The organism is Aerococcus sp. L_32, assembly GCF_050689315.1.
The window spans coordinates 1-10167 of record NZ_JBOEQF010000079.1; the positions used below are offsets into that span (position 1 = coordinate 1).

At 37.3% G+C, this 10167-nt stretch carries 11 protein-coding genes and 1 pseudogene; 5 read left to right on the forward strand and 7 right to left on the reverse strand.

Features of this window, described 5'->3' with window-relative positions; all coding sequences use genetic code 11:
• Together ACRCJ0_RS06775 and gloB are read right to left on the reverse strand one after the other, a co-directional pair.
• The coding region (locus ACRCJ0_RS06775; RefSeq protein ID WP_431389971.1) for a carbon starvation CstA family protein at positions 1-357 on the reverse strand (357 nt) is incomplete at its 3' end.
• Between the two features lie 358 nt (positions 358-715).
• Positions 716-1423 carry a hydroxyacylglutathione hydrolase gene (gloB, locus tag ACRCJ0_RS06780; protein ID WP_149256601.1) on the reverse strand — a complete coding sequence of 236 codons (708 nt, stop codon included), beginning with the start codon at positions 1421-1423 and terminating at the stop codon, positions 716-718.
• Between the two features lie 168 nt (positions 1424-1591).
• On the opposite strand from gloB, the pseudogene ACRCJ0_RS06785 reads away from it, so the two are divergent.
• From ACRCJ0_RS06785 to ACRCJ0_RS06795, 3 genes and pseudogenes are all read left to right on the forward strand, one after another.
• Positions 1592-2330: pseudogene (locus ACRCJ0_RS06785) on the forward strand (IS1380 family transposase); the annotation flags it as partial.
• Complete coding sequence (locus tag ACRCJ0_RS06790) at positions 2287-2982, forward strand: hypothetical protein (RefSeq protein ID WP_431389972.1); 696 nt, start codon at positions 2287-2289, stop codon at positions 2980-2982. The pseudogene ACRCJ0_RS06785 and the gene ACRCJ0_RS06790, both read left to right, overlap by 44 nt.
• Positions 2983-3008: 26 nt before the next feature.
• Positions 3009-3161, forward strand: a complete 153-nt coding sequence (locus ACRCJ0_RS06795; RefSeq protein WP_431389978.1) for a hypothetical protein — start codon at positions 3009-3011, stop codon at positions 3159-3161.
• 66 nt (positions 3162-3227) lie between these two features.
• Here the strand turns inward: ACRCJ0_RS06795 and ACRCJ0_RS06800 are convergent, their stop codons facing one another.
• From ACRCJ0_RS06800 to rlmH, 4 genes are all read right to left on the reverse strand, one after another.
• Positions 3228-4841 carry an ABC transporter permease gene (locus tag ACRCJ0_RS06800; RefSeq protein ID WP_431389973.1) on the reverse strand — a complete coding sequence of 538 codons (1614 nt, stop codon included), beginning with the start codon at positions 4839-4841 and terminating at the stop codon, positions 3228-3230.
• A gap of 20 nt (positions 4842-4861) precedes the next feature.
• Positions 4862-5740, reverse strand: coding sequence for an ABC transporter ATP-binding protein (locus ACRCJ0_RS06805; RefSeq protein ID WP_431389974.1), 879 nt, complete (start codon positions 5738-5740; stop codon positions 4862-4864).
• Between the two features lie 15 nt (positions 5741-5755).
• Complete coding sequence (locus ACRCJ0_RS06810; protein WP_431389975.1) at positions 5756-6367, reverse strand: TetR/AcrR family transcriptional regulator; 612 nt, start codon at positions 6365-6367, stop codon at positions 5756-5758.
• 335 nt (positions 6368-6702) lie between these two features.
• On the reverse strand, positions 6703-7182 hold the full coding sequence (gene rlmH / locus ACRCJ0_RS06815; protein ID WP_016896373.1) for a 23S rRNA (pseudouridine(1915)-N(3))-methyltransferase RlmH: 480 nt from the start codon (positions 7180-7182) through the stop codon (positions 6703-6705).
• A 230-nt stretch (positions 7183-7412) separates the two neighbouring features.
• On the opposite strand from rlmH, the gene ACRCJ0_RS06820 reads away from it, so the two are divergent.
• Together ACRCJ0_RS06820 and ACRCJ0_RS06825 are read left to right on the forward strand one after the other, a co-directional pair.
• Entirely contained in the window at positions 7413-8750 is a 1338-nt protein-coding gene (locus tag ACRCJ0_RS06820) for a TrkH family potassium uptake protein (RefSeq protein ID WP_431389976.1), read from the forward strand.
• Positions 8751-8760: 10 nt separating this feature from the next.
• The gene (locus ACRCJ0_RS06825; RefSeq protein WP_111857454.1) at positions 8761-9435 is read left to right on the forward strand and encodes a potassium channel family protein; all 675 of its coding nucleotides are present in this window, start codon (positions 8761-8763) and stop codon (positions 9433-9435) included.
• Between the two features lie 432 nt (positions 9436-9867).
• Here ACRCJ0_RS06825 and ACRCJ0_RS06830 read toward each other — a convergent pair.
• Positions 9868-10167 (reverse strand): PDZ domain-containing protein (locus tag ACRCJ0_RS06830; RefSeq protein ID WP_431389977.1); only part of this gene is annotated, 300 nt, incomplete at its 5' end.

Genomic DNA, 10167 nt, shown 5'->3' on the forward strand with positions numbered 1-10167 from the left:
AATATACTTACCTGCTAAAGCGGGTAATTGTGCCCCATTATTTCTAAGAGATACCATCCCCAACATGTAATCGTGGACCGCCCCAGCAAATATACAACCAAAGACAATCCATAAGTAAGCGACCGGCCCATATAAAGCACCCATAATCGGTCCAAATACAGGTCCTGTACCTGCGATGTTTAATAATTCAATAATACCGTTTTTCCATCTAGGCATTGGTACAAAGTCCATGCCATCTTGTAAAACCTCTGCTGGCGTTGTCCTTTCAGGATTTGGCTCGAAGTTTTTCTCGATATAGCGACCATAGGTGAAGTATCCTACAACTAAAGCGACGACACCTATTATAAATGTCCACATAAAAATTTCCTCCCTTTTTTATCAATGTAAGCGTTTATACCATCATATTATCACGCTATATTGATATACAAGTCAATTTTACTTGAAGAAAATCATTGTCACTATATTTATTTGTACATTGCTGTTTTTATGAATATGAGAAAAAAAGTAGTTTAACCATTGAGATACAGACCTTTTCATGACAATTTTTCATTTTCCCCCTTGTTAGCTTCATGCTTCTCTTATATAAAAAACGCAATGTACAGTACAAATTTGTATTCTTCACTAACCCTAATACTTATGTGGTTGAGAATAAATAAAAAGAGAGGTAGCTTACCATTCGCTACCTCCCCATAATATTTTTTCCACATTGAATGTTTTAAAAATTGTCCCGTAAATTTCTTAAATTTTTAAAAGCTGTGACATCTTCTGCTTGCATAAAAATGTTAATGATTTTTTCTCTACCAATAGTTGAAGGATAAGTAGGATGGTTTGCAGCATTTAAAACTTCTGCTTGCCCTAAGGCTTCAGCAAATACTTCATTTTCAGGAAATATTGAATGTGCGAATTTTAAATTGGTTAAGGTGTACTCGTGTCCTGCAAATACAGCGATGTCATCGTCTAAACGGCTAAAAGTTTCTAAGGCATCAAACGCTGCTTGGTAATCACCTGTAAACACGCGACCACATCCCGCTGAGAACATAGCATCACCTGAAAATAGAAACTGATTATCGACAATATAGGCTAAATGTCCTGCTGTATGGCCCGCTGAAAGTAAGGCGGTTACTGTATGACCTAAAATATCTACCTGGCTACCATCTTCCAAAATTGTCATATTGTCAAAACCTGGTACTTCACTTGGAGCATAGATATTAGTTTCTGGGTAGGCCTGGATAATTTCCTCTACACCACCAATGTGATCGTCATGTTTATGTGTTAATAAAATAGCAATTTGGCTAGGTTTTTCTACTTCGATATAAGATAAAACTTCTGCTGCTTCACCCGGGTCAACAATCACAACACTATTTGTATCTTCAATCATCCAAATATAATTATCTGCTAATGCATGTATTGGGAAAATATTCATACGTAAACTCCTCACTACTCCTTGTATACTTAGCGTAATCCATATAGAAAGTCATCTTTCTCTTGCATCTTAACATACCATGCATACTAATCGCCATTTATCCTACTGAAACATTTTTTATTTATGATAAGGTTCATTCCAATGTTAAAAACTTTATCATTAGAAGACGCATTGGCATCACAGCCATCAATCTCACGTTTTTTTTGATCGGATTACTGAACAAACTATCGATGACTTTCAAGTATTTAACCAAGCTTTAATCGATCAAGCTCGACTCGTTCGCCATGATACCCATATGATAATCGATTTGGACTCTACACATTCAGATACCTTCGGTAGACAAGAGCAAACCGATTACAATGCCCATTATGGAACACATGGCTATCATCCAATCGTTGCGTTTAATGGTTTAACTGGTGACTTTTTGAAAGCCAAACTTCGACCTGGAAACCAGTATACTTCAACAGGTGTAAAAGCATTTCTTGAACCACTATTAGAGCATTATAATCCAGTAGTCCCTACAACAGATATTTTAGTTCGTGGAGATAGTGGCTTCGCAACGCCTGATATCTATGAATTGTGTGAAGCCTATGATAATGAGTATGTGATTCGTTTGAAGAGCAATCGCAATTTAACACGCCTAGCTGAAGAACTTGTCTTCTACGACGATAATCATCCTTGGGATGAAAAAGAAATCTATTATCACTCTGTTCCATATCAAGCTGCTTCATGGACTAGGCCCCGTCGAGTATGTATTCGTTCAACTCGAGAAGCCGGTGAGTTACTATTCAGCCATGTCTTTATTATTACGAGTTTCTCTAAGAACATTTCTCCTAAAAGAGTTTTTGAAACTTATAATAAGCGTGGAACTATGGAAAATTATATTAAAGAAGCTAAAAACAGCTTCGAAAAGTAGAACTGGAAATGTAGGACGTCCTGAATACATTGGGGTAGTCCAAGATTTTGTAATAGTTATTGAAAATAAAAGAGATACTGCTAATCATATTAAGAGAGATGAAAAAGAAGTAATTGCTACTGATACAGCTTCAATAAGAGATTTTGCTGTAAATGGTGCATTATTTTATGGAAAACATATAGCTAAAGAAACTAACTTCAAAAAGATAATAGCAATCGGTGTTTCTGGAAATGAAAAACACCATGAAATATCACCTGTTTTTGTAGATGAAAGGGGAAATTACAAAGAACTTCAAAACTTAGAAACGTTCATTTCTTTTAGTCCGTCTAATATTCAAGAATACTACATAAAAGAAATATTAGAAGAAGACACAGATAAAGAAAAAGAGCTTAAATATATCTTAGAGGACGCCCAAGAATTACATGAAGATTTAAGGAATTACGGCGCAATTCAAGATAAAGATAAGCCATTAATTGTATCGGGAATTTTACTAGCATTAAGAGAAATTGAATATGGTGGGTTTTCAATTGACTTTTTAACTGGAGACACAAACACCACAGACGCCGTTTTATATGACGCTTTATATCTCGTCGGCGGCTCCAACTTGTCGAAGACTTTCAAGAAAAAACCAAGAAGTTCCTGAACAAAACCTTTGATCATTTCAAAGCAATTGGTGCTACTCAAAAAGGTGTGGAAATTTTAGAAAAAATGGAGATGATTGATCAACCAGGTGTCGTCACAGGCAAAGAAACCTTTGCAAAAGACTTTATCCAGGCTATTGCAAAGTATCATCACCGTACGCGCCAAGTAGAAATGTTTTAAAAACATTTAAAAAAAGAAAAAGCGACGCCCTTCACAAATAAAGGCGCGTCGCTTTTTTACTGCTATCTAACCTTCTTCAACAAGATCTCTCTGGTTATAGCCTAGATAACCCACAGCCATCATCACTAAGCTGACGCCGGTTATTACAAGAAATACTGTACCGTCAAAATCCTCAATCGGTATTTGCGACAGCCAACTTTGAATGGATGTGTTGACTACCCACTCTGGAAAATCAACCAGGCCTTCAAAATACACAATGAAAAAGGAATACGTTAGGTACAAGTAAATAAATTTCCCAATTTTTGGAATAAAGCCTAAAGACAAGGCCGCAAGCCCTATAAAGAATAAAACAAACGGCGTTTGGTTAAAACCAGCAGCCAGAAAATCAGCCATTTCAAGAGCTGTAGAATCATCCATTACAGCCAAACCAGCCAAGCCTAAACTGCCGGATGCGACGAAGATCCCTAATAAACCAGACAAAACAGCAAGGAGAAGATTCGTCCAAAACAATTTAAAACGTGAAGTTTTCGTTGCAAAGACTTGATTGAGACGCCCTTCTTTTTCTTCTGTAAATAGTTTATTCATCATCGCTATAGGCAAGATAGCGACTAAAGCAATCATCACTAAAGTGATAAGACCTGTAAAAGAAGCTTCAATAGACAGTCCGCCTTGTTGGAACATTTGACTAACCAATTCGCTGCTCTCTACAAAGGTCTGTAAGTCCCCGTAAATCGAACCATATGCTAAGCCCATCAAGGCAAAGCCGACCATCCAACTGATCAGCATTCCGCGGTTTAAGCGCAGCAATAAACCGGGCACGGATAATAGAGATCTTCTCGCTTGCGGACGGCCTGTTCTTTGAGGGAGATAGCCAGAGCCTATGTCCCGGTTCCCTTCTAAAATAAAGGCAAGCAGCCACATGACCGCTGAAAAAAGAACAAGATAGCCTAAGAAGATCCAATTGTTTTCAGTAAAGGGATACGTTAAATACGTCCAGCTCATCGGTATCCATGGCGATACATCGGGATTTACAACATCTGTCATGCCGCGGCCTATATACATTAAACCAATAATTCTTATTGCAGAGCCGGAAGCCCCTCCAGAAGTCGGCATGATTTGAGCCATCACCAAAGCAATCGCAGCGCCCATCACTCCAGTCAAGCCAATAGCACTTGCAAATAAAAAGGCGCCTTGGGCACCCATCGTTTCTGCATCAAATAAAAGCATTGTGCCTGCTGTAACGAATACAAGCAAGCCATTGATGAGCAGGATTTCAAGCATCACAGCTAGTGAATTGGCTTGACGTCCAATCCGAAAAGAACTAATGCGTTCTGTAATGCCTGAATCTTCTTCCTTTCGAGTATGACCTACCACATGGAGGGCACTGATGACGGCTGATACCAGTCCTGTAAATAAGAGCATTTCGTGGGCATACAGTGCACCCAGCGTATAATTTTCAGCAGACTCTACGGGACTGGTTCCCACGATTGCTGTTAAAGCAGGGTTGTCCATCGTATAGTACATACCAGCTAAGCCATCACCTTTGGCAATTTCTTGAAAAGCCGGGACAAAGCCGCCGCCGAATAAGCCAAGAAGAACGACCCATAAAACAATTTTCTTCCAGTCGCGTTTCAAATAAATACCGAGCAATTGTTCAAACCGAGCAAATTTCTCATTCATCGAATAAACCTCCTCTCCTCTTATCTTTCATAATGGCGAATAAATAGATCTTCCAGTGTCGGCGGTGCAGATTGAATATTTCGAATACCAATCGTTGCAGCGGTTCTCAAGACTTCATTTAAATGCTCGTGATCCACTGAAAACTCTGCTTGATCTTTTTCTTGTGAAAAATCGTGCACACCTTCCATAGTGGCTAAGGGGGTTAAGTCCTTGTCCGATTCCAAAGTGATCACCGAACGCGTCAAATGACGCATCTCATCTAATGAACCGCTTTCTACAATTTCACCTTGGCGAATAATGACTATTTTATCCGCTAAACGCTCGACTTCACTTAAAATATGAGAAGAAAGCAGCACGGCTTTCCCTTCTTCTTTTATTTTTTTGACTTCTTCTTGGAAAATGGATTCCATCAAAGGGTCTAAACCTGAAGTTGGCTCATCAAAGAGATAGAGGTCAGACTCAACAGCTAAAGCAGAAATTAATCCCACTTTTTGCCGGTTTCCTTTTGAATAATTCTTTGCTTTTTTCTTTGGATCCAACTCAAAGCGCTCAATCAATTCATCTCGTTTGGCTTTATTCCCGCTTCCATGCAGCTTCATAAAAATATCGATAATTTCTCCGCCTGAGAGGTTGTTCCAAAGAGAGACATCCCCCGGCACATAGGACGTGCGTTTATGAATTTCTTGCCGGCCTTCCCAAACATCTTTCCCAAAGATTTTTGCAGACCCTCCGCTCTTTTGGATGATGCCTAACAAAATACGTATGGTGGTCGATTTTCCTGCGCCGTTTGGCCCGATAAATCCTGTAATTTCACCAGGTTCTACTGAAAAACTGACATCATTTAAGGCTTCGAACTTTCCGAATTTTTTCTGTAAATTTTTCACTTCAATAATACTCATGTTAATCGCCTCCTATTATTTATAAAATGCTTTTTTCAATAGCGCTGAATATTCTTCCCATTCTTTTAAATATCTTTCTTCTACTTCATCCATCGAATCGATTTGTTCAATTGCTCGATTACCAAAACCAAACATTGACCAGTTTAGGATGTCCATAGCTTTTTTTACATCTACATCGTCTTTAAATTTTGAGTAATCGATATTTTCATAGATTTTCTCTAAGCCTTCTTTATAAATCGTATTTACTTTTTTTTGGTTCACTCCGGCCACTTCTTCTGCTTCTTCTTGAGTCATTGCATAGAGAAAATCAAATACTTGAGGATACTGCTGTTGGATTTTTAATTTCGTGATACCAATGCTTTCCAGCTTCTTAAACAAATCTGTTTCATACAAATCAACGACTTCGTAAATTTTTTCAATAATCTCTGCGCTGTATTGCGTTAGATAAAGATAGAGTTCTTTTTTATTTTCAAAATAATTAAACAAAGAACCTTTAGAAATACCCGCTTCTTGAACAATTTTATTCGTAGAAGCTTTTTCATATTTATTTTCAGCGAATTCCTTCAGCGCAGCATTAATAATGGTTTCTTGTTTTTCTTTTTTCAAATGATTAAACTGTGGATTCATTGAGCCCTCCTCCTTTACAGTCATTGACCACTGTGGTCAAATCTAATATAACAGGAATGACCACCCTGGTCAATAAAAAGGGTGTTTTATCAAAAAAAAGATGCTCCAATGAATGGCAGCACCTTCTTTACTTGTCATTTGTTTTTTCATTCTCCATTATAAAGACATCTTGCCTTGGGAAAGAAAAGCTTACCCCTTGCGCATTAAATTTCTGATAAATCAGATGCCTGAGGTCACTTGGAATAATGAATTCGAACTCATTACTTTTAAAGAAAATCGTCGTTACTGGACCTACACGAATCAGATTGTGCTGTGGTTTTACGAAAAAACCTCATCTATTTGTGGTATGGTTCATTATTTTGTATTCTAAAGGCGCGATAAATTTGTTCTGTTAACACTAAGCGCATCAATTGGTGAGGTAAGGTCATTTTGCCAAAAGAAACGGCTTGATTTGCCCGCTGGTTGACTGCACTACTCGTACCTAAGGATCCACCAATCACAAAAACTAAAGTTGATTTCCCTCGGGTCATTTGACTCTGCATTGATTTAGCTAATTCTGGTGAGGACAGCATTTGTCCGTTAATTGCTAGCAGATAAACATAATCATCCGGTTTTATTTTATTCAAGATACGTTCACCTTCCGCATCCTTCACCATTTCATCTTCCGATTCACTAGCGTTTTCTTTTGTTGGTTCGTCTTTCACTTCAATAATTTCAATCTTTGTATAGCGCGAAAGGCGCTTGCTATACTCTTCAATGCCTTGTTTTAGGTACTTTTCTTTCAATTTACCAACTGAGATAATTTTAATTAACATGCAAAAATAACTCCTATCATGCAAAAATTTCGTTATTAACTTTTTTATTTTTTATTCTACTAGATTTTTCTGCTAAAGTGTTTATAATTAATCGTATTTGAAAAATGAATCTTAAAATTTCTTAAAGTCATCAAGCTTTATGGGAGGTTATCACAATTAATTTAATACATAGGGCACTGCGTTATTTTCTAAAACCGGTAAGTCAATTATCTAGCGCAAAAAAAATTGCTTTGTCGTTTGCTGTCGTCATCTTTGTAGGTTCACTACTACTGAGTCTACCAATTAGCCAGGTGGCCACATCAGATGCAACATACTTTGATCATCTATTCATTGCTGTTTCTGCTGTCTGTGTGACAGGTTTATGGGTTGAATCCATTTTTGATACCTATAATACATTTGGACAAATTATTATGATGATGTTAATCCAGATCGGTGGTTTAGGTTTGATGACATTCATCTCGCTCATTTATTTTAGAATTGGCCAAAATGTCCGCATACGTGACCAAGTCGCTGTTTCCGGTGCTTTAAACAACAGTTCACTAAACGATATTGCTAATTGGCTACGTAGAATCTTTCACTATACATTCATCATTGAGATTATTGGTGCTTTACTATTTGCCACTTATTTCATTCCTACGTATGGTTTACAACGAGGCACTTTTCTAAGTATCTTTATGGCTATCTCTGCCTTCTGTAATGCTGGGTTTGACCCATTAGGAAATTCTTCTATGATAGGTTTACAGACACAGCCAGTGGTTAATTGGACCATTATTTCTCTTATTATTCTTGGTGGTATAGGATTTTCAGTTTGGTTTGATGTGGCTAACCAAATGAAGAAATTCGACCGATCTAGACCAAAATCTGCTTTGAAAAAGGCCATTCGTCAATTACGCCCACATACTAAATTAGCTTTAAAAATGACCATCCTAATTATTACATTAGGCACCTTTCTATTTCTCGCTTTTGAGTGGAACAATTCTGATACGATTGGGAAGATGTCTATTGGTGACAAGTTCATGACCGCTGTTTTTCAAACCGTTACTATGCGTACTGCGGGATTTGCATCTATTGATTATACACTGGCACACCCTGTTAGTATTTTGATATTCATTGTCACTATGTTTATTGGTGGTAGCCCGGGTGGTACTGCGGGTGGTTTAAAAACAACAACATTTGCTTTAGTATTAATGCTAGCTATTGCTGAAATTAGACAAAAAGAATTTGTCAACTTTGATAAACATACGATTCCAGCTAAACTCTTGCGTCAGGCCTTCGTTATTTTCTTACTCTATACCACTTTATTGATTATTGGTTCAGGGTTAATGTTAACTTTTGATCCTCATATCGATTTCTTATATGTACTATTTGAAGCCATTTCTGCTTTTGCAACCGTTGGTGTAACAGCCAATTTAACACCATCGCTTTCTATGGCTAGTCAAATTATTTTAATGGCATTAATGTTTATTGGACGGATTGGTCCAATGACTATGTTTCTTTCTTTATTACCAAATAAAAATAGTAAAAAACGGGATATTAAATATACAAACACAAATATTTTAATAGGATAGGTGTTATAAAATGGGAAAAATGAATTTAGTAGGTATTTTAGGTTTAGGTATTTTTGGATCAACCATCGCTAAAGAATTATCCGAAAACGGCGTTGAAATCATTGCCTGTGATTTAGATGAAAAAAATGTTAACCGTTTAGATGGTTACTTAACAGTTGGTTCAGTTGGAGACTTTACTGATATAGAATATATGCGTAACCTTGGTTTTGGCCAATGTGATGCGATTGTTATTTCTACAGGTACCAACCTTGAAGCTTCTGTATTAGGTGTTATAAATGCAAAAGAATTAGGTATCAACCATATCATCTGTAAGGTTAAAAATAAAACAAATCGTAAAGTTTTAGAAGCGCTAGGTGTAAATACTATTGTGCAACCAGAAAAAGAATCTGGCGTTCAAATTGCTCGCCGTATGATTCACAACACCATTGAAGAAATTATTAACCTGGATGACGAAACATCTTTAGTAGAATTCCGTCCACCAGAAGAATGGGTGGGCAAATCACTCACTTCATTGAATACACGTCAACGCTACGACATCAATATCATTGGTATTCGCAAACGCCGCCGTGAAGCATTAACCACGACCTTCCCGGCTGACTATATCATCCAAGCAGATGATATCTATGTCGCTATTGCTAATACTGACAAATTTGAAAAAGCTGACTATCTACGTGAAATTCGTTAATGGCCCTTATGCAACTATTAGGTTGGGACGCTGGTCTCAACCTTTTTTATTATTCATTTACCTAATGTTTATAATTATCCACAATTTCCACAACCATTAGACCCGATTTATGGGCATTTTTAAAAAAGTACACTCCGCCCCCATAGTTATCCCCACTATCCACAGAATGGTTCACAATTCACAAAGCTTATATCTCAATGTTTTAAGCGGTACCAACATTTTATACACATCCACCCTATTTTATCCACATCTATGTGGATAAGGTATGGGGATAAGTGGACATGTCTCTAAGTTTTCTATCCCTCGATAAATCAAATGATACTTTCTACCTGATGCGGTTATACCATCGAAAAAGCTCAACCGACATTAATTGACGGTTGAGCTTCATTTATAATATTTAATAATTCTGTGTAATTGAACAGAATTTCTTCTTTATTGGGTTGCGGAACTGTTGTTTTGTGGTTGTAACTGTACAGTCGCTGTTTGTAATTCACCATTGCGGTAGAAGGAAACTTCTATACTTGCATCAGATTTTTGTTGGTATAAAGCTTGACGTAATGATGCTGAATCCGTTACAGCTTCACCCGCAAATTCAACGATGACATCATCAGCTTGTAAGCCAGCTGCTTCCGCCGCCGATCCTACTGATACTTCTGCAACATAAACACCACCATCAACATCATCAGGTAATTGTAAGTTTTGTGATTGATAATCTAATGACACTCGGTTAAG

Excerpts from the sequence above, each read along its gene's own strand:
- gloB (WP_149256601.1), bottom strand. The coding sequence starts at position 1,423 with ATGAATATTTTCCCAATACATGCATTAGCAGATAATTATATTTGGATG.
- ACRCJ0_RS06805 (WP_431389974.1), bottom strand. The coding sequence starts at position 5,740 with ATGAGTATTATTGAAGTGAAAAATTTACAGAAAAAATTCGGAAAGTTC.
- rlmH (WP_016896373.1), bottom strand. The coding sequence starts at position 7,182 with ATGTTAATTAAAATTATCTCAGTTGGTAAATTGAAAGAAAAGTACCTA.
- ACRCJ0_RS06810 (WP_431389975.1), bottom strand. The coding sequence starts at position 6,367 with ATGAATCCACAGTTTAATCATTTGAAAAAAGAAAAACAAGAAACCATT.
- ACRCJ0_RS06800 (WP_431389973.1), bottom strand. The coding sequence starts at position 4,841 with ATGAATGAGAAATTTGCTCGGTTTGAACAATTGCTCGGTATTTATTTG.
- ACRCJ0_RS06825 (WP_111857454.1), top strand. The coding sequence starts at position 8,761 with ATGGGAAAAATGAATTTAGTAGGTATTTTAGGTTTAGGTATTTTTGGA.